Here is a 20,846-nt window from a genome sequence, read left to right on the forward strand (position 1 = left end):
TGGGGGCGCCGCCAGCTATTGATTGAGGCGTTTGTCGATCAACCCTTGAACCACACTGGGGTCGGCCAAGGTCGACGTATCGCCCAGGTTGTCGAGTTCGTTGCAGGCGATCTTGCGCAGTATACGCCGCATGATCTTGCCCGAGCGGGTCTTGGGCAGAGCCGGCGCCCACTGGATCAGCTCGGGCTTGGCGAAACTGCCTATTTCCTTGCTGACCAGAGCCAGCAGTTCGGCCTTCAGCGCGTCGTCCGGTGTAACGCCGTTCATGGTCGTGACGAAGGCGTACACGCCCTGGCCCTTAAGGTCGTGGGGGTAGCCGACCACGGCCGCCTCGGCCACGCTGTCGTGCAGCACCAGCGCACTTTCCACCTCGGCTGTGCCAATGCGGTGGCCGGATACATTGATCACATCATCAATACGCCCAGTGATCCAGTAATCGCCATCCTCGTCACGGCGGGCCCCGTCTCCGGTGAAGTAGTAGCCGGGCATGGGTTTGAAGTAGGTATCCACCATGCGCTGGTGGTCACCATAGACGCTGCGTATCTGCCCGGGCCAACTGGCCTTGATAGCCAGCAGGCCAGCCCCGGGCCCTTCAATCAGTTTGCCCTTGTCGTCCAGCAGCACCGGCTGCACGCCAAACATCGGCTGTGTGGCGCAGCCGGGCTTGAGCCGTTCCGTACCAGGCAGCGGGGTCAGCATAATGCCGCCGGTCTCGGTCTGCCACCAGGTATCCACGATGGGGCAGCGCTTTTGCCCCACTTCTTCGAAGTACCACTCCCAGGCTTCCGGGTTGATCGGTTCGCCGACGCTGCCCAGCAGGCGCAGGCTCTTGCGCGAGGTGCTTTGCAAAGGGCCGGAACCTTCGCGCATCAATGCGCGCAGGGCAGTGGGGGCCGTGTAGAAAATGTTCACCTGGTGCTTGTCGACTACCTGCCAGAAGCGCGATGTGTCGGGGTAGTTGGGCACCCCTTCGAACATCAGTGAAATGGCGCCATTGGACAGCGGGCCGTAGACGATGTAGCTGTGGCCCGTAACCCAACCCACGTCGGCGGTGCACCAGAACACCTCGCCGTCGCGGTAGTCGAAAACCACCTTGAAGGTCATGGTGGCTTGCAGCAGGTAACCGGCTGTTGTGTGCAGCACGCCTTTGGGTTTGCCGGTGCTGCCGGAGGTGTAGAGGATGAACAGCGGGTCTTCGGCATCCATCGGCTCGGGCGGGCAATCGTCGCCGGCATTTTCGGTGGCTTTGTGATACCAGAGGTCGCGCCCCTCGCTCCAGGCCACATCGCCACCGGTGCGCTGCACCACGAACACACTGCTGACCGCCGGGCAACTGGCCAGTGCTTTGTCGACGTTCTGTTTGAGTGGGATGCGCTTGCCCCCACGAATGCCCTCATCGGCAGTGATGACGGTGCGGCAGTCGGCATCAAGAATGCGGTCACGCAGGGCGTCCGGTGAGAAGCCACCGAACACTACCGAGTGAATGGCGCCGATACGCGTGCACGCCAGCATCGCGTAGGCGGCTTCTGGGATCATTGGCATGTAGATGCACACCCGGTCGCCTTTCTTCACCCCGCGTGCTTTCAGGGCATTGGCCAGGCGGCAGACTTCGCGATGCAGCTCGCGGTAGGTGACGGGTTTGGAGTCCTTGGGGTCGTCGCCTTCCCAAAGCAGGGCTGTTTGTTCACCGCGCTTGGCCAGGTGGCGGTCAATGCAGTTGTAGCTGACGTTGAGCTGACCGCCGTCGAACCAGCGGGCCATGCCTGTTTTCAGGTCGCTTTGCTGCACGCTCGACCAGGGTTTGATCCAGTCCAGGCGTTTGGCCTGCTCGGCCCAGAAGGTGTCCGGGTGATCGACTGACTGGCGGTAGAGGCGGCGGTAGTCGTCGTCGGAGAGGGTGGCCGACTGGCTGACGGCCAAGGCCTGGGGGTACTGCTTGATATCGAACATGGCGGGTGGTCCTGCTCTTGTGAGGGGCGATGGACAGCAACGGCTATTCGATAAGACAGTGTAGTGCGTGGGGGTGTTCCGATGGTTATATGTAGGCAGGTCAGGCCTCATCGCGGCTGAAGCCGCTCCTACAGGAAACGCGCAAGCCTGTAGGAGCGGCTTCAGCCATCACAGGTCAACCGCGATGGCGGCCGCGGAAGTAGTTGATCAGGCCTTGAGTAGAGCCATCTTCGGCACTGTCTTCCAGGCTGCCGACCAGGCGCTGGTAAACACCTTTGCCCAGCTCTTTACCCAGCTCCACACCCCATTGGTCGAAGGCGTTGATGCCCCAGATGACGCTCTGCACGAACACCTTGTGCTCATACATGGCCACCAGTGCGCCCAGGCGACGTGGGCTGATACGCTCGACTACCAAGGTGTTGCTCGGGCGGTTGCCCGGGATCACCTTGTGCGGGGCCAGCTTCTCGATGTCTGCCTCGTTCAGGCCCTTCTGGCGCAGTTCTGCTTCGGCCTCTTCGCGCGTCTTGCCCTGCATCAGCGCCTGGCTCTGCGACAGGCAGTTGGCATAAAGCCACTGATGGTGGTCAGCCACCGGGTTGAAGCTCACCACCGGGACGATGAAGTCCGCCGGGATCAGCTGGGTGCCTTGGTGCAGCAACTGGTGGTAAGCGTGTTGGCCGTTGCAACCTACGCCGCCCCAGATTACCGGGCCGGTATCGGTTTTCACCGGTGTGCCGTCGGTCAGTACACTTTTGCCGTTTGACTCCATGTCCAACTGCTGCAGGTGCTTGGTGATGTTGCGCAGGTAGTGGTCGTACGGCAGGATCGCGTGGCTCCGGGCGCCCCAGAAGTTGCCGTACCAAACGCCAAGCAGGGCCAGCAGCACCGGCATGTTCTTGTCGAACGGCGCGGTCTGGAAGTGCTGGTCCATGGTGTAGGCGCCCGACAGCAGCTCCTTGAAGTTGGCAGTGCCAATGGCCAGTGCAATCGGCAGGCCGATGGCCGACCACAGCGAATAGCGCCCGCCTACCCAGTCCCACATCGGGAAGATGTTCTCTTCACGGATGCCGAAGGCCACCGCCGCGGCCTTGTTGCTGGAAACGGCAATGAAGTGGCGATACAGCTCGGCTTCCGAACCACCCTGAGCCAGGTACCAGGTACGTGCGGCCATGGCGTTTTTAAGGGTCTCGAGCGTGTTGAACGACTTCGACGACACGATGAACAGTGTGGTTTCGGCGCGCAGGCTGGCCGACAGCTCATGGAACTCACTGCCGTCGATGTTCGCCAGATAGTGGCAGCGCACACCGCGCTGGGCGTAAGGCAGCAGGGCTTCGGACACAAGCTCAGGGCCGAGGAACGAGCCACCGATACCGATGTTCACCACGTCGGTGATCGGCTTTTCGCTGTAGCCACGCCACAGGCCGTCGTGGATGCGGCCCACCAGCTCGGTGATCTGGTTGAGCACCTTGTGCACTTCCGGCATCACGTTCACGCCGTTGACGCTGAGCTTGTCGCCCACCGGGCGGCGCAGGGCGGTGTGCAGAACCGGGCGGCCTTCGGAGCCGTTGATGATTTCACCGCTGAACATCGACTTGATCGCGTCCTGCAGGCCGACCTCTTCGGCCAGCTTCACCAGCAGCTCACGGCTTTCTTCGGTGATGAGGTTTTTCGAATAGTCGAGGAACAACCCGCAGCTGCTCAGGGAGAACTGGTCGAAGCGCTTGGCATCGGCAGCGAAGGCTTCGCGCATGCTGAAGCCTTGCATGGCGTCGCGGTGTTGCTGGAGTGCCTGCCAGGCAGGCAGGGCCGTAACATCGTGGGGTGTACGGTAATACGCCATTGCGCAGAATTCCTTGATGCGTGGTGTGGCCTTGGACAGGGCAGTGGTTGCCGGGTTCAGGCTGGCCATCATTATAGGCAAAGGTCTGGCGCTGGGAATGGGGGGGAGGGAATTTGGTGGCTTTGCGTAATGCCAGTCAGTTAAGCCGATTGGGGCCGCAGAGCGGCCCCATGACCTTATGCGGTCTTCTCGTCCAAATGCAGATATAGGTTGTCGATCAACCGAGTGTTACCCAAATAAGCGGCTACCAGAATGACGAGATCCCGATCGCCAAAGGCCGCAGGGCGCAGGTTGACCGCATGCCGCACCTCCAGATAGTCCGGGCGCAAGCCGGCGGCGACCAGCTGTGCCTTGCCTTCTTCAATCAATGCCGGGAAATCCACCTGCCCATGGGCGATGGCGTTACCGATGTGCTTGAGTGTGCGATACACCACAGGCGCCGTGGCACGTTGCTCGGGCGTCAGGTAACCGTTGCGCGACGACAGCGCCAAACCGTCCTCGGCACGCACGGTCGGCTCGCCGATGATTTGGATCGGCATGTTCAAGTCACGCACCATGGCGCGAATTACCGCCAGTTGCTGGTAGTCCTTTTCACCAAACACGGCAAGGTCTGGCTGCACCATGTTGAACAGTTTGCTGACCACGGTTGCCACGCCTTCGAAATGACCCGGTCGGCTGGCGCCACACAGGCCTTCGGACAGGTTGGGCACGCTGACGCGGGTCTGCACGCTCATGCCATCCGGGTACATCTCTTCGACGGTAGGCGCGAAGAGCAGGTTGCAACCGGCTTCTTGCAAGCGCTGCTGGTCGGCAGCCAGGGTGCGTGGGTACTTGTCCAGGTCTTCGTTGGCGCCGAATTGCAGCGGGTTGACGAAGATGCTGGCCACCACGAAGTCGGCCCGCTGGGCGGCCCGGGTCACCAGTGTGGCATGGCCATTGTGCAGATTGCCCATGGTCGGCACGAAGCCGATGTGCTTGCCTTGCCCGCGCGCTTGCGCAACGGCTGCGCGCAGCTCGTGGACGGTGTTGACTGTGATCATGCGCTGAACCCGTGTTCGATGCCCGGGAAGCTGACCTCTTTGACCGCTTTGACGTAAGCGGCGAGTGCGCCCTGGATGTCAGGCTGGCCAAGCATGAAGTTTTTGACGAACTTCGGTACCCGGCCACTGAGCGACAGGCCGAGCATGTCGTGCAGTACCAGCACCTGGCCATCGGTGGCGCTGCCTGCGCCAATGCCGATTACCGGAATACCCACTGCCTGGGTGATTTCCGCAGCCAGCTCGCTGGGCACGCATTCAAGCAGCAGCATGGCAGCGCCAGCCTGTTCCAGTGCGATGGCGTCGGCGCGCATCTGGCGGGCTTGTGCCTCCTGGCGGCCTTGTACCTTGTAGCCACCCAGCACATTGACGGTTTGTGGGGTCAGGCCCATGTGCGCGCACACCGGCACGCCTCGTTCGGCCAGCAGGCGAATGGTTTCGGCCAGCCAGGCAGCGCCTTCGAGCTTGATCATCTGGGCGCCGGCCTGCATCAACGTGGCGCAGTTGGCAAAGGCTTGTTCAGGCGTGGCATGGGCCATGAACGGCAAATCGGCGAGGATCAGCGCGCCGTCGTTGCCGCGTTTGACGCAAGCGGTGTGGTAAGCCATTTCTGCCGTGGTGACGGGCAGGGTGCTGTCATGGCCCTGCAGGACCATGCCAAGGGAGTCACCCACCAGCAACACTTCGACACCGGCCTGGCTGGCAGCTTTGGCGAAGGTCGCGTCGTAGCAGGTCAGCATGGTGATCTTTTCACCCTTGGCCTTGAGGCCGTGCAGGGTGGTCAGGGTAACGTCAGGCATGTAGGAAAATCCTCGTTCAGGCGCTATAAAAAACGACTGCAAACAACGGGTGTAGTCATCTTCCGGAGCGGCACATCATCGTGTGTGATGTTCGGGCTCAGGTCCGTCCGGGCCTAAATACGGGTATGCGGCACTTTGGTGCCACACGGGACGCCTATAGTCGTGAGCGAGGTGTGGGAAGTCAATCACCCTGTTACCGCATTGTTACTAACAAGGTGTTACTGGCGTTACCGGCCTGCGAAACGCCCGTATTACAGGCGTTCCAGCCCGACGAACGGGCAATTTTGCAGTAACTGCGCGAGGGCGCGACCGTCGGCCAGCAGGAAATCGGCGGGTACTAGTTCGGCCAGCGGGTACAGCACGAACGGGCGGGCATGCATGTGGTAATGCGGCACTTGCAGGCGCGGTACGTCGATGACCTGATTACCGAACAGCAGGATGTCCAGGTCGAGTGTGCGTGGGCCCCAGCGCTCCATACGCACACGGCCCTGGTCATTTTCGATGGCTTGCAGCGCATCGAGCAGGGCCAGCGGTTCAAGCGATGTATCCAGTGCGGCGACGGCGTTGGTGTAGCGAGGCTGGCCAGGCAGCAGCGATTCGCTGGTGTACAGCGCCGAGGCTGCCGCCAGGCGAGAGCCGCTCACCTGGTCGAGCGCCTGCAGTGCACTGCGCAACTGTTCGGCAGGTTCGTCCAGGTTGCTGCCCAGGCCAATGAAGGCGCGCGTGGTCACTCGAATGCCTCTTCGCCACCACGTTTACGCTTGCTGCCACTGCGCTTGCGTTTGCGCGGGCCGGCACCGGTGCCTTCATCACGGCTGCCCAGCTCGCGGATCATCTCGCGGCGCTCGCTGTCGTGGGCGTCCTGATAGTCGGTCCACCACTGGCCGAGGTCATCGGTTTCTTCCCCGGCGCTTTCGCGCAGTAGCAGGAAGTCGTAACCGGCACGGAAACGCGGGTTGTCGAGCAACACATCGGCGCGTTTGCCGCTGCGCCGTGGCAGGCGCTCCTGCATGTCCCAGATTTCGCGGATAGGCAGGGTGAAGCGCTTGGGGATGGCAATGCGTGCGCACTGTTCGGCGATCAGGTCGTGCGCCGCGCCATTCATGGCGGGGATCGGCGGCACGCCTTGGCTTTGCAGGTGCAATACGCGGCTTGGCAGGGCAGGCCAGAGCAGGGCGGCGAACAGGAAGGCCGGGGTGACCGGCTTGCCTTGTTTGACGCGCAGGTCGGTGTTGGTCAGGGCCTGGCTGATCAGCGTGTGCGTGTAGGTCGGGCGCTCTTCCAGCGCGTGGGCACTGGCAGGGAACAGCGGCTCGAACAGCTCCAGGTCGACCAGCATCTCGAAGGCAATGGCGCCTTGCCCGGAGAGGAACAGCTTGAGGCATTCCTCGAACAGGCGTGCCGGCGGGATTTCGCGCAGCATCGGGGCCAGTTTGCGGATCGGCTGGAAGGTGTGCTTCTCGATGCCGAAATCGAGTTTGGCAGCGAAACGCACCGCGCGCAGCATGCGCACCGGGTCTTCCTGGTAGCGATGGGTCGGGTCACCGATCAGGCGCAGCAGGCGGTTGCGAATGTCGTGCACGCCGTTGGCGTAATCGAGAATGCGCTCGTTGACCGGACAGTAGTACAAGGCATTGATGGTGAAGTCACGGCGTTGCGCGTCTTCTTCCAGGGTGCCGTACACGTTGTCGCGCAGGATGCGGCCGCTCGCGTTGTGCGACGAGCGGTGGCTGTCACCCTGGTCCTCTTCCGAGTGAGGCGCGCGGAAGGTGGCGACTTCGATGATTTCACGGCCAAAGTGCACGTGGACCAGCTTGAAGCGGCGGCCAATGATGCGCGCATTGCGAAACTCTGCGCGTACCTGCTCTGGCGTGGCGCTGGTGGCAACGTCGAAGTCTTTGGGCGTGATGCCAAGCATCAGGTCGCGGACACAGCCACCGACCAGGTAAGCCTGGTAGCCCGCACTCTGCAGGCGCTCGACGATGTTCACCGCATGGCGGCTGAACTGGTGGCGCTGCAGCGAGTGTTGGCTCTTGTTGATCACCTCAGGCGTGGTGCGCCTGTGGTGCTGGCCCGGTACGGGAGGGCGGAACGACTGGAACAGCTTCTTCAGCATGGGATGCACTGTTTGAAGGAATGTTCGGCCAAGAATAGGAGAATGGCCGCATGATGGGCGGGGATTCTAGCATTTACTCTGGGAATGGTGTAGGCGGTAGCAGGATGGCCTGCCAGAAGGGAGAAACGACAAGGGGAGCCTAAGCTCCCCAAGAAGTCGTTGCGTGCTCTTATTGTTTTTTTGCTGGGCTTCTTGTTTTTGTTGAGTGCCCTGCCCACAAATCTCAAAGCTTGTGGACGACCCCCAATCCAGGGGTTAAGAGCAAACGGATTGCTTTGGCCGCTGATGTCATGCTGATCAATCGATCCAACCAGTTCAGGCGCTGCTTTTTAGTGCAGTTTTTGTTGTTCTCTGCCTGGTCGTGGGGCAAGCCCCAAACACGCATCCTCTCCAAAAGAATCAGTTAGCTGCGCCTCCGCCGTCTTGTTTTTATTGTGCGTGAGCCGTTTCGTCTTGTTCTTATTCTGAGTTGCAGTGCTTGTTATTGTTCTTGTACTGGATATATAGCAGATGCCGTGCCAACTTTTGCAAATTCAATGAAATCAAGGGTTTGGCGGGTTTTGGCATGCGTGTGAAGGCGGGAAAAATCAAAATTTCGTTACCGTACGCCTCGGGAACTGTTACGGCGGGGCAGGGTGGGTAACAGATTGTGCGGGGCTGGGAGGGTGTTACCGGTGTAGGCCCCTTCCTGGGCGAAGGGGCCGATACAAGCTTACTCGCTGGTGGCGTTGCTCTTGCGGCGCGGAATCCCCAGGCGCTGACGGCGTTCCCACAGGCACTTGCGGCTGACGCCCAGCTTGCGGGCCAGCTCGGTCTCGGTCATGTGGTCCTGGTGTTCGAGCACGAAATGCTGGAAGTAGTCTTCCAGAGACAGGTCTTCGGTCGGCTCGTGGCTGGCACTGCTGGCGCTGCTGCTGGCCGCGATCAGGGCGTTGTCGAGGATGTCGTCTTCTTCCAGGTCACTCAGCTCGATATCGATGCCCAGCAGCTCTGCGGAAATTTCTGCGCTCTCGCTCAGAATTACCGCGCGCTCCACTGCGTTCTCCAGCTCGCGCACGTTACCCGGCCAGCTGTAGTGACGAATGGCTTGTTCTGCCTCGGCCGAGAAATGCAGGTCGTCCCGACCAATGCGGGCGCTCTGGCGGGCGAGGAAGGCGTTGGCGATTTCGTTGACGTCGCTGCCACGCTCACGCAGGGCTGGCAGTTTCAGGGCAATCACGTGCAGGCGATAGTAAAGGTCTTCACGGAACTGCCCGGCCTTGGCCAGGTTTTTCAGGTCGCGGTGGGTGGCGGCGATCAGGCGCACATCAACCTTTTGCGACTGTACCGAGCCGACCCGGCGAATTTCGCCTTCCTGCAGTACGCGCAGCAGGCGGGCCTGGGCTTCGAGGGGCAGTTCGCCGATTTCGTCGAGGAACAATGTACCGCCGTCGGCAGCCTCCACCAGGCCGGCACGCCCGGCGCTGGCACCTGTGAAAGCGCCTTTTTCGTGGCCAAACAGCTCCGACTCGATCAGGGTTTCGGGGATGGCTGCGCAGTTCACTGAAATCATCGGCGCCTTGGCCCGGCGCGACAGGTTGTGCAGCGCACGGGCAACCAGTTCTTTACCGGTGCCGGACTCACCCTGGATGAGCACGTTGGAGTCAGTAGGCGCGACCTTGCGGATCTTGCTGTACATGTCCTGCATCGGTGGGCAGGAGCCGATGATGCCGATCTCGCCATTGGCAGCCGCAGGGCTGCTCTTGTCGGTCGGCGCCGCTTTGCCATTGCTGCGGGCCTCAGCCACAGGGGCGGAAGCCGGAGCGTTCTGGCGATCACGCAGAATGCGGGCCACCGCCTGCAGCATTTCGTCGTGGTCGAATGGCTTGGCGATGTAGTCCACCGCGCCCATTTTCATCGAGTCCACCGCCGAGCGCAGGCTGGCGTAGCTGGTCATGATCAGCACCGGTGTGCCTTGGCCGAGCTTGATCAGTTCGGTGCCTGGCGCGCCTGGCAGGCGTAGGTCGCTGACGATCAGGTCAAAGGTGGCAATGCTGAAGCGTTCCTGGGCTTCCTGTACCGAACCGGCTTCGCTGACTTGGTACTGGTTCCGTTCGAGCAGGCGGCGCAAGGCCGAACGGATGATGGTTTCGTCTTCGACGATCAGAATGTGCGGCATTGATTCAATTCTCTCGACGGTCTCGAATTTCAGGGGACGTCGCTACGACATGCCGGGGCAGGGTTACGCGAATCCGGGTGCCACGTTGCCGTTCGATATCGGCCGGGCTGTCGATGGTGATTTGCCCATAATGCTCTTCCACGATGGAATAGACCAGAGCGAGCCCCAGTCCGGTTCCCTCGCCCGGGTCCTTGGTGGTGAAGAACGGTTCGAACAAGCGGTCCATGATGTTCTTCGGTATCCCGCTGCCTTCATCCTCGACGATCAGGTCGACGGTGTGCTCGCTGACTTCACTGCGCACCCGCACCGCGCTGCCGGGCTTTGATGCGTCGCGTGCGTTGGAGAGCAGGTTGATCAGCACCTGGGCAAGGCGTTGGGGATCCCCCTCGGCCCAATGGTCCGGGTCGCAGAGGTTGAAGAACTGTACTTCGAAATTGCGCCGGTTCAACGCCAGCAGACCGATGGCGTCCTGCGCCACTTCGGCCAGGCATACCGGCTCTTCGCTGTTCTGGTGGCTGCCGCCGGCGTGGGCGAAGCTCATCAGCGACTGGACGATGCGCGACACACGTTTGGTCTGTTCAAGGATCTGGCTGGACAGCTCGATGATTTCGCCATCGCCTTCACGCTCTTCGCGCAGGTTTTGCGCCAGGCAGGCAATGCCGGTTATCGGGTTGCCGATCTCGTGGGCCACGCCCGCCGCCAGGCGGCCAATGCTGGCAAGGCGTTCGGAGTGCACCAGCTTGTCTTCCAGGGCCTGGGTTTCGGTGAGGTCTTCGACCAGCAGCACCAGGCCACTGTTACCGGGGGCGAGGGGCTCATCGATGGCGGCCTTGTGCAAGTTGAGCCAGCGAGGCTGGCCGTCCAGTGCCAGGCGTTGTTTGTGCAGGTGTTCGTCGGGGACGTTGATGAAGCCTTGCAGCAGGCCGCGCCATGGCTCGGAAATGGTCACAAGCCGCGAGCCAACCACATGCTTGGCGGCAATACCGGTCAGCTCTTCCATGGCCTTGTTCCACATCAGGATTTCCTGGTCCTTGGCCAGCGAGCACACGCCCATGGGCAGTTCTTGCAGGGTTTGACGGTGGTAGCGGCGCAAGGCGTCAAGCTCGGCGGCCAGGCCGGTCAAGCGCGAGTGGTAGTCTTCCAGGCGGCTTTCGATGAAGTGGATATCTTCGGTAACGTAGTTTTCGTTACCGGATTTGTACGGCAGGAAGGTCTCGACCATATCCTGCGCCACGCTTGGGCCCATCAGGCCCGAGAGGTTGGCCTCGATGCGATCACGCAGGCGGCGCAAAGCGTAGGGGCGGCGCTCGTCGAACGGCAAGTAAAGGTCGCGCAGCGCCTGTTCGACTTCCTTTTGCGCAGCCTTGGCGCCCAGCGGCTTGGCCAGTTGCGTGGCGAACTCCTGAGGTGAGGCGGCGTGCAGTTCGCGGCGTTGCGGGCGGCGCACGTTGTCCACGGCGCAGGCTTCGGCGGCACTGACTTCTTCGGTGCTGGCGTTGGTGAACAGCGAAATCAACGTGAACAGCAGTACGTTGGCTGCAAGCGAGGCGATTGCCGCCATGTGCCAACTGGTGTCGTCGAGCACATAGATCATGTCCAGCAGCGGAATATAAAAGCCCTGCAGGTTGCCCAGCAGCGGCAGCAGCATGGTTACCATCCACACCAGCGTGCCAGCCAGCAGGCCGGCGATGAAGCCGCGGCGGTTGGCGGTTGGCCAGTACAGTACCGACAGCACGCCAGGCAAGAATTGCAAGGTGGCGACGAAGGCGACGATACCCAGGTTGGCCAGGCTCTGGTGGTTGTTCTGGGTCAGGTAGAACATGAAGCCGGCGGCGATGATGGCGACGATCAGTGCCCGGCGGGTCCATTTCAGCCAGCGGTAAATGTTGCCTTCGGCCGGCGGCTGGTACAGCGGCAGCACCAGGTGATTGAGCGCCATGCCCGACAGCGCCAGGGTAGTGACGATGATCAGCCCGCTGGCCGCTGACAGGCCGCCAACATAGGCCAGCAGTGCCAACGCTTCGTTGTTGGCGGCGATGCCCAGCCCCAGGGTGAAGTATTCAGGGTTGGTACTGGCCCCAAGCCGCAGGCCGGCCCACAGCACCAGCGGCACGGCCAGGCTCATCAGCAGCAGGAACAGCGGCAGGCCCCAGCTGGCGCTGACCAGCGAGCGCGGGTTGAGGTTTTCGGTGAAGGCCATGTGATACATGTGCGGCATGACGATGGCTGAGGCGAAGAACACCAGCAGCAGGGTGCGCCATGGGCCTTCTTGCAGCGGTGTGTGCAGTGCCGCCAGGGCCGTCTGGTTCTGCAGCAGCCAGACTTCAAGCCCGTGCGGGCCACCAAATACGCCGTACAGTGCATACAGGCCAATGCCGCCCAGCGCCACCAGCTTGATCACCGACTCGAAGGCAATGGCAAACACCAGGCCTTCGTGCTTTTCACGGGTGGCGATGTGGCGTGAGCCGAAGAAGATGGTGAACAGGATGATCAGCACGCAGAACGCCAACGCCACCCGCGCCTTGACCGGTTCGCCGGTGAGGATGCTGATCGAGTCGGCCACGGCCTGGATCTGCAGGGCAAGCAGGGGGAGCACACCAATCAGCATGATGATGGTGGTCAATGCGCCGGCCCAGGTACTGCGGAAGCGAAACGCCAGCAGGTCGGCCAGTGATGACAGCTGGTAGGTGCGGGTAATCTTCAAGATCGGGTAAAGCAGCACGGGTGCCAGCAGAAACGCCCCGGACACGCCCAGGTAGCACGCCAGGAAGCCATAACCGTACTGGTAGGCAAGGCCCACCGAGCCATAGAAAGCCCAAGCGCTGGCGTATACCCCGAGTGAAAGCGTGTAGGTCAGAGGGTGGCGAATGATCGAGCGAGGGATCAGCCCGCGCTCGCTGATCCAGGCCACGCCGAACAGCACCATCAGGTACGCGGCGCTGATCAGGATCATCTGGGTCAGGCTAAAGCTCATCGGCATCTCGTTGGCTCTGCAGGATGAAGGTCACGACGATCAGGATCAGCCAGAGCAGGTATGGGCGATACCAGGCACCGGTTGGTTCGATCCACCAGTCCATGATGGCCGGGGAGAACAGGTAGATCCCCACGACCAGAAGCAGGACCAAACGATAGATGTACATGCTGGCCTCGATGGTTGGGCGCTGCGGGCTTGGACTTATTATTGGCGCAAATGGCTGGGGCGATGCTAGCGGGAATCGGTAGTGTTCGCCAAGGGTTTGAATTTGCTGGGCTTTTGATTTTGAGAGGTGGGTTGCCTGTTCTGGCCTTATCGCGGATGAATCCGCTCCTACAGGGCCGGAGTTACGTTGTAGGAGCGGATTCATCCGCGATGAGGCCGGGCCTGCCTTACAACAAATCAGCCTCCGGTACCGTCGCACGCTGCACGATGGCCTCCGGCCTCCAGCGCTCACGCGCAACCGCCAGCACCTCAGCTGGCGTGGCCAGCAGCAATTGCGCATCGGTCACCTGCCCCAAAGCCCGCAAAGCCCGTAACAACAAAGGCGTTGCCTGACCCTCCTCCAGCGGTGGCGAGCGATACGACTTGCCCAATTTATGACCATCCGGCTGAACGATCAGCGGAATATGCAGGTACCGCGGTTGCGAAAATCCGAGAAGCTCTTGCAGGTAAAGCTGGCGCGGCGTGTTGTCGAGCAAGTCGGCCCCGCGCACGATGTCGGTAACACCCTGCCAGGCGTCATCCAGCACCACTGCCAGCTGATAGGCATACAACCCATCGCGGCGCTGAATGATGAAGTCGCCCACCTCACGCCCCAGATGCTGCTGGAATTCACCCTGAACCCGGTCGGTGAAGCGGTAGATCAGCTCCGGCACGCGCAAGCGGATGGCAGCGCCTTCACGTGCGTGCCCGGCGTTGCGACAGGTGCCGGGGTAAATGCCGTTAAATCCCTCCAGCTGTTTGCGCGAGCAGGTGCAGGCATAGGCCAGGCCCATGTTGAACAAGCGGTCGACCACGGTGGCATAGGCATCATGGCGCTGGCTCTGGAACACCACCTCACCATCCCACGCCAGCCCGTAGCGCTCCAGCGTCTGCAGGATGGCATCACGGGCGCCGGGCATTTCCCTTGGTGGGTCGGTGTCTTCCATGCGCAGTAGCCAGCGGCCGTTGACGGCGCGTGCATCAAGCCACGAGGCGAGGGCGGCGACCAGCGAGCCGAAGTGCAGAAAGCCGCTGGGTGTGGGGGCGAAGCGCCCGATGTAACTGGAGTCGGTCATGGGCATGTGTGACATATAAATGAAACGGGGCGCTTTAAGCGCCCCGTTCGGGATGGATCAGAATCAGCCTTTACCGACTGTCTTTTCCTTTTTCTCGGCGATTTCCTTGCAGTCGAAGCACAGGTCGGCAGTCGGGCGGGCTTCCAGGCGGCGCAGGCCGATTTCGATGCCGCAGGACTCACACCAGCCGTAATCTTCGTCCTGGATCTTCTGCAGGGTTTTGTCGATCTTCTTGATCAGCTTGCGCTCGCGGTCGCGGTTACGCAGCTCCAGGGCGAATTCTTCTTCCTGGCTGGCGCGGTCGGCCGGGTCGGGGAAGTTGGCTGCTTCGTCCTTCATATGGGTCACGGTCTGATCCACGCTAGTCATCAACTCAAGCTTCCAGGCGCCCAGAAGCTTGGTGAAATGCTTGCGCATGGGTTCCCCCATGTACTCTTCGCCCTTGGTCTCTTTATAGGGCTCTACACCGTACATGGTCTGACCGGGTTTTTGCTTTTCTACGGTGGACATGAATAGACCGCCTCTCACTCATCTGATCCAATGCGCAGGATGCTCCATCTCCGGCACCCGCCGGCCCTGCGACTGCGAGCCGCCGAACTTACCAGATAGATCGGGGGTGCGCTACCCCGCCCGATTCTACGTGTTGACAGCGCCCTGAAGCGTACGTTCGGTGCCGCGCAGCGGTAGAATCACCAGTTTAGACCCATTTGAGAGAAGGTCATGGCCCACCCCTACAGTGCGCGAAGCCGCGCCATCGAACCCTTTCACGTCATGGCACTGCTGGCGCGGGCCAACGAGCTGCAGGCGGCGGGGCACGATGTTATCCACCTGGAAATCGGCGAGCCGGATTTCACCACGGCAGCGCCCATCGTCGAGGCGGGGCAGGCCGCATTGGCCGCCGGGCATACGCGCTATACCGCCGCACGCGGGTTGCCGGCGCTGCGTGAAGCAATCGCGGGTTTCTACGATACGCGTTATGGGCTGGATATCGACCCGGAACGTATTCTCATCACGCCCGGCGGCTCTGGTGCCCTGTTGCTGGCCAGCAGCTTGCTGGTAGACCCTGGCAAGCACTGGTTGCTGGCCGACCCAGGATACCCCTGCAATCGTCACTTCCTGCGGCTGGTAGAAGGTGGCGCGCAGCTGGTGCCAGTGGGGCCAGAGGTGAATTATCAGCTGACCGCCGACCTGATCGAACGCTACTGGGACAAGGACACCGTAGGCGCCTTGGTCGCTTCGCCTGCAAACCCCACTGGCACTGTGCTGGGGCGTGAGGAACTGGGCAGCCTGTCCAATGCCACCCGTGCGCGAAATGGCCATTTGGTGGTGGATGAGATCTACCACGGCCTGACCTATGGCATGGATGCGCCGAGTGTGCTTGAAGTGGACGACGAGGCTTTCGTCCTGAATAGTTTTTCCAAGTATTTCGGCATGACCGGTTGGCGGCTTGGCTGGCTGGTGGCGCCACCCAATGCGGTTGCTGACCTGGAAAAGTTGGCGCAGAACCTGTACATCAGCGCGCCAAGCATGGCGCAACATGCCGCCCTGGCGTGCTTCCAGCCCGACACCCTGGCAATTTTCGAAACGCGCCGCGCCGAGTTTGCCAAGCGTCGCGATTACCTGTTGCCTGCCCTGCGTGAGCTGGGCTTCCGCATTGCCGTGGAGCCGCAGGGGGCGTTTTACCTGTACGCCGATATCAGCGCTTTTGGCGGTGATGCCTTTGCGTTCTGCCAGCATTTTCTGGAAACAGAGCATTTGGCATTTACCCCAGGCCTGGATTTTGGCCGCCACCAGGCTGGCCATCATGTGCGCTTTGCCTACACCCAGAGCCTGCCGCGTCTGGAAGAGGCAGTGCAGCGCATTGCCCGCGGCCTGCAGAGCTGGCAGGGCTGATGGTGTTTTTTCCTCCACTTGAAGAAGGGCGCCTGCTGCGTCGGTACAAACGCTTTCTGGCGGATATCGAACTGGCCAACGGTGAGCAACTGACCATTCACTGCCCTAACACTGGCTCCATGCTCAATTGCATGCGTGAAGGGGGGCAGGTTTGGTTCAGCCGCTCAAACGACCCCAAGCGCAAGCTGCCAGGCACCTGGGAAATCAGCGAAACGCCACAGGGCCGGCTGGCTTGCGTCAATACCGGGCGGGCCAATGCCTTGGTTGAAGAGGCCTTGCGTGCGGGTGTGATTCGTGAGCTGGCCGGTTTTACTGCCCTCAAGCGAGAGGTTGCATACGGTGAGGAAGGCAGCCGCGTGGATTTTCGCCTGGAGTTCGCGCAAGGGCCGGCTTATGTCGAGGTCAAGAGCGTGACCCTGGGCTACCCGGACTCCGCCGTGGCGGCGTTCCCCGACGCCGGGACCCAGCGCGGCGCAAAGCACCTGCGTGAGCTGGCAGCACTGGCGCGGCAGGGTGTGCGCGCGGTGCAACTGTATTGCGTGAACCTTACCGGCATCGAAGCCGTGCGCCCAGCCGAAGAGATTGACCCCGCCTATGCCAAGGCACTGCGCGCCGCTGTTGCCGATGGCGTGGAAGTGCTCGCCTACGGCGCGCGCCTGGATGCCAAGCAAATTGTCATCGACCGGCCATTGCCGGTACTGATCACCCCATGAGCCAGATGCCCTGGCTGTCTTCCTGACAGCCCAGGGCCTCAAGCATCTCGCCCTCACAAGGGCCGGCAACGCATTCGCCGCTCTCGATCAGGAACAGTGCACCGTGATGGGCACAGTGGATAAGGCTGGCGCTGTCATCCAGAAAAGCATCTGCTGCCCAGTTCAGGGGGATGCCCCGGTGTGGGCAACGGTTACGGTAAAGCAGCACCTGGCCTTGGCGGCGTACGCCGAACAGTTCGGTGCCGTCTACGCTGAAGGCGCGGCTGTGGCCTTCGGCCAACGCGTCTGACGTACATAGAAAGTGCATTAATGGGGACGACTCGTGAAACAAACGGATGGCTTGACGCTTCAATGCGAATAATTATCAAATTGCCCGCATTGGCTGCGCTGGCCTTCTATGGTGCGCAGTTCCGCCGCTCGCCACAAGGCGTTTGGCCCGCCTCCAGAAGGAACCCGATGATGCGCCGTCCTGCTGCCTTGCTCGCCTTGTGCGCGGCTCTGTTAGTTTCCAACCAGGCTTTGGCCGATCAACTGCCGCAGCGTTGGGTAAGCGCGGGTGGGGCGTTGAGTGAATGGATCACCGAATTGGGTGGGCAACCGCGGTTAGTGGGTGTCGACACTACAAGCCAGAACCCGGAAGCCTTGAAAGCGCTGCCGAGCATTGGTTACCAACGCCAGTTGTCGGCCGAGGGTGTTCTCAGCTTGCGCCCGGACATACTGGTTGGCACCGAAGAAATGGGGCCGCCACCTGTGCTGGCGCAAATCCGCAAAGCGGGCGTGAGGGTAGAGTTGTTCTCCAGCAAGGCAGAAGTGGCCGCAGTGGATGAGAACCTCAAGCACCTGGGCAGCCTGCTCGGCGCTGAGCAGAAAGCTGCGCAGCTTACGGCGGATTATCATCAGCAGCTTGAGGCGTTGCAGGCGCAGATCAAGCAGGCTCAGGCGAGCAACAAGGTACCGGGCGTGTTGCTGTTGGTTGGCCACGCGGGCGCCAAACCGCTGATCGCCGGGCAGGGCACTGCCGGGGACTGGCTGTTGCGCGAGGCTGGGGCGCGAAACCTGGCCGAGCATCAGGGTTACAAGAACTTCTCCAACGAGTCGCTGGCTGCGCTGGACCCTGATGTGGTGGTGTTCTCCGATCGTGCCCTAAGCGGTGAACAGGCGTTGCAAGCCCTGCTGAAGGAAAACCCGGCACTCTCGGCCTCGCGTGCGGTACGCGACAAGCGGTTGGTGTCCCTTGATCCGACGCTGCTGGTCGGTGGCCTGGGGCCACGCCTGCCGGCGACCTTGCGCGATCTGGCTGCAGCGTTCTATCCGGCAGCCAAGGTCAGCCTCACGCAATGAGACATCGCGTTCAACCTCGTACATTGATTGTTTGCCTGAGCCTGTTGTGCCTGTTGTCGGTATGGCTGTCGCTGGCGTTGGGGCCTGTCAGCCTGCCGCTGTTCGATACCCTGCGTGCGGGCCTGCGTTTATTGGGGTTGCCAATAGCTGGCGATGGCCTGGAGCAGGCTGAAATGATCCTGGGCCAGATACGCCTGCCCCGCACACTGCTGGGGTTGGCGGTTGGCGCGGTGCTGGCGCTTTCCGGCGTGGCGATGCAGGGGCTGTTTCGCAACCCGCTGGCCGACCCTGGCCTGGTAGGGGTGTCTGCCGGGGCGGCGATGGGGGCGGCGGTGGCCATCGTGGGTGGTACCTGGTTTGGCGGCATGCCGGACGTTCTGGCGCCTTACTTGCTATCGCTGTGCGCTTTCATCGGCGGGCTTGGTGTAACTGCGCTGGTTTATCGCCTGGGGCGACGCGACGGGCAGACCAATGTTGCCACTATGTTGCTGGCGGGTGTGGCGATGACTGCTTTGGGTGGCGCTGCGGTGGGTTTGTTCTCCTACCTCGCCGATGACGCTACCTTGCGTACTTTGACGTTCTGGAACCTGGGCAGCCTCAACGGCGCCAGTTATGACCGGTTATGGCCGCTGCTGCTCGTCGTAGCTGCCGTGGCGGTTTGGCTGCCTCGCCGGGCACGAGCACTTAATGCCCTGCTGCTGGGTGAGTCAGAAGCACGCCACTTGGGTATCGAAGTGGAACGCCTCAAGCGAGAGCTGGTGTTCTGCACGGCATTGGGCGTTGGCGCGGCGGTTGCGGCAGCCGGGCTGATCGGTTTCATCGGCCTGGTAGTCCCGCATCTGGTGCGGCTGCTGGCCGGGCCTGATCATCGTGTGGTGCTGCCTGCATCGCTGTTGGCTGGCAGCGTGCTGATGCTGCTTGCCGATCTGGTCGCCCGGTTGGCGCTGGCGCCTGCCGAACTGCCGATCGGTATCGTCACTGCCTTCATCGGCGCACCGTTTTTCCTGTATTTGCTGATTCGAGGGCGCAGTTGATGTTGCAAGTCGAAGGCCTCTACCTGCGCCGGGGTAGCAATGAAGTCCTGCACGATATCCATTTGCAATTGAAGCCGGGCCAAGTCATTGGAGTGCTTGGCCCCAATGGTGCGGGCAAGAGCAGCCTGCTGGGTGTGTTGTGTGGTGAGTTGGCTCCTGACCAAGGCCTTGTGACCCTGAAGGGCAAGCCATTGGCAGACTGGGCCGGGCAAGAGCGCGCACGGATGCTTGCGGTGTTACCGCAGGTTTCCAGCCTTGGCTTCTCGTTCCGGGTAGAGGAAGTGGTGAGCATGGGGCGCATGCCACACGACAGCGGCCAGGTGCGTGACGCCGAGATTGTTGAAGAGGCGCTGCGCGCTGCAGATGCCTGGCACCTGCTGGGCCGCAGTTACCTTGCGTTGTCGGGCGGTGAGCGTCAGCGAGTGCACCTGGCGCGGGTGCTGGCCCAGCTATGGCCGGGGGAGCAGGGGACTACACTGCTGCTGGATGAGCCCACATCAATGCTCGACCCGCTGCATCAACACACCACCCTGCAAGCGGTACGCCGTTTTGCCGATCGAGGCGCCGCAGTGCTGGTGATCCTGCATGACCTGAACCTCGCCGCACGTTACTGTGATCGCATCCTGCTGCTTGAGAGCGGTCGTTGCCATGCTGTGGCATCGCCCGAGCAAGTACTGACGCCGGGGGCCCTGAAAGCCGTCTTCGGCATCGATGTACTGGTGCAGCCCCATCCGGAGCGGGGCCATCCGCTGATCATCACTCGCTAGGAGGCATTGCCCATGCGTCATCCTCGGTTGTGCGGCCCGTTGCTGTGCCTGTTGCTGATGTTGGGTGGTTGCCAGGCCAGCCTGCCACCCTTGCCCGAATGGCAGAGCACAGAGGGCCGGGACAATGCCGAGCTGGGACAAATTCACGATCTCGCCAGCGGGCAGGTCATCAGCCCTGAACAACTGGTCGAACGCCTGACCGTTGCGCAGCAGGTTCTGGTGGGGGAGAAGCATGACAACCCCGATCATCATGCCCTGCAACTGTGGTTGCTGCGGGCGCTGCAGGCGCACCGTAAACAGGGCAGCCTGCTGTTGGAAATGCTGCAGCCCGAGCAACAAGCGCGGGTAGATGCCCTGCAAGCAAAGGCACAACTGCCACATGACCTGCCCAAGGCGTTGGCCTGGCAGGCGGGTTGGGATTGGCAGCTGTATGGCCCCATTGTGCGGGAAGCCCTTCAAACGCATGTTCCGTTGCTGGCAGCCAACCTGTCCACCGATGAAATGCGCCAGGTTTATCGGCAACCTAAGCCGCTGCCGGGGGCGCATTCGAATGCGCCAGCGGTGAAGGATGCATTACTGCAGCAGGTGAAGGACGGCCACTGTGGTCTGCTGCCCGATAGCCAGTTGCCGGCGATGCTGGCGGTGCAGCAGCAACGCGATCGGCGTATGGCCGAAAGCATGCTGGCTGCGCCTGAGCCAGCATTGCTGCTCACGGGTGCCTATCACGCACGCAAGGATCTGGGCGTGCCGCTGCACTTGCATGATCTGGGGGTAAAGGGCGTGAGCAAAGTGCTCATTCTGGCTGAGGTCGGGGACACAGTAGAAGCTGGCGCGGCAGACTTCGTCTGGTATACGGCGGCCATGCCAGAGCAGGATTATTGCGCTCAACTGCTCAAGTAATTTCAGGCAAAAAAAGACCCGGCAAATTGCCGGGTCAATAACC

General features: G+C 61.7%; 18 protein-coding genes. 6 read left to right on the plus strand and 12 right to left on the minus strand.

Translation table 11 applies throughout. The features are described 5' to 3' along the window. Window positions 1–15: 15 nt before the first annotated feature. The 11 genes from acs to dksA form a co-directional block, all read right to left on the minus strand. A complete protein-coding gene (gene acs / locus PVV54_RS03415) occupies window positions 16–1,950 on the minus strand; it encodes an acetate--CoA ligase (protein WP_274908603.1) in 1,935 nt (644 codons plus the stop codon). A gap of 175 nt (window positions 1,951–2,125) precedes the next feature. Beyond that, the gene (gene pgi, locus PVV54_RS03420; protein ID WP_274910380.1) at window positions 2,126–3,790 is read right to left on the minus strand and encodes a glucose-6-phosphate isomerase; all 1,665 of its coding nucleotides are present in this window, start codon (window positions 3,788–3,790) and stop codon (window positions 2,126–2,128) included. 176 nt (window positions 3,791–3,966) lie between these two features. Further along, window positions 3,967–4,830, minus strand: coding sequence for a pantoate--beta-alanine ligase (gene panC / locus PVV54_RS03425; RefSeq protein ID WP_274908604.1), 864 nt, complete (start codon window positions 4,828–4,830; stop codon window positions 3,967–3,969). Further along, the gene (gene panB, locus PVV54_RS03430; protein WP_274908605.1) at window positions 4,827–5,627 is read right to left on the minus strand and encodes a 3-methyl-2-oxobutanoate hydroxymethyltransferase; all 801 of its coding nucleotides are present in this window, start codon (window positions 5,625–5,627) and stop codon (window positions 4,827–4,829) included. Before panB ends, panC begins: the two co-directional genes overlap by 4 nt. 251 nt (window positions 5,628–5,878) lie before the next feature. Further along, window positions 5,879–6,358, minus strand: coding sequence for a 2-amino-4-hydroxy-6-hydroxymethyldihydropteridine diphosphokinase (gene folK / locus PVV54_RS03435; RefSeq protein WP_274908606.1), 480 nt, complete (start codon window positions 6,356–6,358; stop codon window positions 5,879–5,881). Next, window positions 6,355–7,743, minus strand: coding sequence for a polynucleotide adenylyltransferase PcnB (locus PVV54_RS03440; protein ID WP_274908607.1), 1,389 nt, complete (start codon window positions 7,741–7,743; stop codon window positions 6,355–6,357). The genes folK and PVV54_RS03440 overlap by 4 nt, the downstream gene beginning before the upstream one ends. A 712-nt stretch (window positions 7,744–8,455) precedes the next feature. Then, window positions 8,456–9,901 (minus strand): sigma-54-dependent transcriptional regulator, encoded by a 1,446-nt coding sequence (locus PVV54_RS03445; RefSeq protein WP_274908608.1) that lies wholly within the window; start codon window positions 9,899–9,901, stop codon window positions 8,456–8,458. Between the two features lie 4 nt (window positions 9,902–9,905). Further along, window positions 9,906–12,881, minus strand: a complete 2,976-nt coding sequence (locus tag PVV54_RS03450) for a sensor histidine kinase (protein WP_274908609.1) — start codon at window positions 12,879–12,881, stop codon at window positions 9,906–9,908. After that, the gene (locus PVV54_RS03455) at window positions 12,865–13,041 is read right to left on the minus strand and encodes a hypothetical protein (RefSeq protein WP_003250005.1); all 177 of its coding nucleotides are present in this window, start codon (window positions 13,039–13,041) and stop codon (window positions 12,865–12,867) included. The genes PVV54_RS03450 and PVV54_RS03455 overlap by 17 nt, the downstream gene beginning before the upstream one ends. Before the next feature lie 226 nt (window positions 13,042–13,267). Next, on the minus strand, window positions 13,268–14,155 hold the full coding sequence (gene gluQRS / locus PVV54_RS03460) for a tRNA glutamyl-Q(34) synthetase GluQRS (protein WP_274908610.1): 888 nt from the start codon (window positions 14,153–14,155) through the stop codon (window positions 13,268–13,270). Between the two features lie 63 nt (window positions 14,156–14,218). Beyond that, on the minus strand, window positions 14,219–14,665 hold the full coding sequence (gene dksA / locus PVV54_RS03465) for an RNA polymerase-binding protein DksA (RefSeq protein ID WP_274908611.1): 447 nt from the start codon (window positions 14,663–14,665) through the stop codon (window positions 14,219–14,221). A 210-nt stretch (window positions 14,666–14,875) separates the two neighbouring features. On the opposite strand from dksA, the gene PVV54_RS03470 reads away from it, so the two are divergent. Next, complete coding sequence (locus tag PVV54_RS03470; protein WP_274908612.1) at window positions 14,876–16,048, plus strand: pyridoxal phosphate-dependent aminotransferase; 1,173 nt, start codon at window positions 14,876–14,878, stop codon at window positions 16,046–16,048. Continuing rightward, window positions 16,048–16,761 (plus strand): DNA/RNA nuclease SfsA, encoded by a 714-nt coding sequence (gene sfsA / locus PVV54_RS03475; RefSeq protein ID WP_274908613.1) that lies wholly within the window; start codon window positions 16,048–16,050, stop codon window positions 16,759–16,761. The genes PVV54_RS03470 and sfsA overlap by 1 nt, the downstream gene beginning before the upstream one ends. Here the strand turns inward: sfsA and PVV54_RS03480 are convergent. Then, entirely contained in the window at window positions 16,751–17,068 is a 318-nt protein-coding gene (locus PVV54_RS03480) for a Rieske (2Fe-2S) protein (RefSeq protein WP_274908614.1), read from the minus strand. The genes sfsA and PVV54_RS03480 overlap by 11 nt on opposite strands. A 149-nt stretch (window positions 17,069–17,217) precedes the next feature. Here PVV54_RS03480 and PVV54_RS03485 point away from each other — a divergent pair, with 149 nt between their 5' ends. The 4 genes from PVV54_RS03485 to PVV54_RS03500 are packed head-to-tail and all read left to right on the plus strand — an operon-like array spanning window position 17,218 to window position 20,803. Continuing rightward, window positions 17,218–18,102, plus strand: coding sequence for a heme/hemin ABC transporter substrate-binding protein (locus PVV54_RS03485; RefSeq protein ID WP_274908615.1), 885 nt, complete (start codon window positions 17,218–17,220; stop codon window positions 18,100–18,102). Window positions 18,103–18,152: 50 nt separating this feature from the next. Continuing rightward, a complete protein-coding gene (locus PVV54_RS03490; RefSeq protein ID WP_274910381.1) occupies window positions 18,153–19,136 on the plus strand; it encodes a FecCD family ABC transporter permease in 984 nt (327 codons plus the stop codon). Beyond that, on the plus strand, window positions 19,136–19,903 hold the full coding sequence (locus tag PVV54_RS03495; RefSeq protein ID WP_274908616.1) for a heme ABC transporter ATP-binding protein: 768 nt from the start codon (window positions 19,136–19,138) through the stop codon (window positions 19,901–19,903). The genes PVV54_RS03490 and PVV54_RS03495 overlap by 1 nt, the downstream gene beginning before the upstream one ends. 12 nt (window positions 19,904–19,915) lie before the next feature. Continuing rightward, the gene (locus tag PVV54_RS03500) at window positions 19,916–20,803 is read left to right on the plus strand and encodes a ChaN family lipoprotein (protein WP_274908617.1); all 888 of its coding nucleotides are present in this window, start codon (window positions 19,916–19,918) and stop codon (window positions 20,801–20,803) included. Window positions 20,804–20,846 lie beyond the last annotated feature (43 nt).

It is taken from the genome of Pseudomonas sp. PSKL.D1 (assembly GCF_028898945.1).
Taxonomy (GTDB): Bacteria; Pseudomonadota; Gammaproteobacteria; order Pseudomonadales; family Pseudomonadaceae; genus Aquipseudomonas.

What these genes read in the sequence shown, in the direction of transcription:
- acs (WP_274908603.1), bottom strand. Translation starts at nt 1,950, where the DNA reads ATGTTCGATATCAAGCAGTACCCCCAGGCCTTGGCCGTCAGCCAGTCG.
- pgi (WP_274910380.1), bottom strand. Translation starts at nt 3,790, where the DNA reads ATGGCGTATTACCGTACACCCCACGATGTTACGGCCCTGCCTGCCTGG.
- panC (WP_274908604.1), bottom strand. Translation starts at nt 4,830, where the DNA reads ATGATCACAGTCAACACCGTCCACGAGCTGCGCGCAGCCGTTGCGCAA.
- panB (WP_274908605.1), bottom strand. Translation starts at nt 5,627, where the DNA reads ATGCCTGACGTTACCCTGACCACCCTGCACGGCCTCAAGGCCAAGGGT.
- PVV54_RS03440 (WP_274908607.1), bottom strand. Translation starts at nt 7,743, where the DNA reads ATGCTGAAGAAGCTGTTCCAGTCGTTCCGCCCTCCCGTACCGGGCCAG.
- PVV54_RS03445 (WP_274908608.1), bottom strand. Translation starts at nt 9,901, where the DNA reads ATGCCGCACATTCTGATCGTCGAAGACGAAACCATCATCCGTTCGGCC.
- PVV54_RS03450 (WP_274908609.1), bottom strand. Translation starts at nt 12,881, where the DNA reads ATGCCGATGAGCTTTAGCCTGACCCAGATGATCCTGATCAGCGCCGCG.
- PVV54_RS03455 (WP_003250005.1), bottom strand. Translation starts at nt 13,041, where the DNA reads ATGTACATCTATCGTTTGGTCCTGCTTCTGGTCGTGGGGATCTACCTG.
- gluQRS (WP_274908610.1), bottom strand. Translation starts at nt 14,155, where the DNA reads ATGACCGACTCCAGTTACATCGGGCGCTTCGCCCCCACACCCAGCGGC.
- dksA (WP_274908611.1), bottom strand. Translation starts at nt 14,665, where the DNA reads ATGTCCACCGTAGAAAAGCAAAAACCCGGTCAGACCATGTACGGTGTA.
- PVV54_RS03470 (WP_274908612.1), top strand. Translation starts at nt 14,876, where the DNA reads ATGGCCCACCCCTACAGTGCGCGAAGCCGCGCCATCGAACCCTTTCAC.
- sfsA (WP_274908613.1), top strand. Translation starts at nt 16,048, where the DNA reads ATGGTGTTTTTTCCTCCACTTGAAGAAGGGCGCCTGCTGCGTCGGTAC.
- PVV54_RS03480 (WP_274908614.1), bottom strand. Translation starts at nt 17,068, where the DNA reads ATGCACTTTCTATGTACGTCAGACGCGTTGGCCGAAGGCCACAGCCGC.
- PVV54_RS03485 (WP_274908615.1), top strand. Translation starts at nt 17,218, where the DNA reads ATGATGCGCCGTCCTGCTGCCTTGCTCGCCTTGTGCGCGGCTCTGTTA.
- PVV54_RS03495 (WP_274908616.1), top strand. Translation starts at nt 19,136, where the DNA reads ATGTTGCAAGTCGAAGGCCTCTACCTGCGCCGGGGTAGCAATGAAGTC.
- PVV54_RS03500 (WP_274908617.1), top strand. Translation starts at nt 19,916, where the DNA reads ATGCGTCATCCTCGGTTGTGCGGCCCGTTGCTGTGCCTGTTGCTGATG.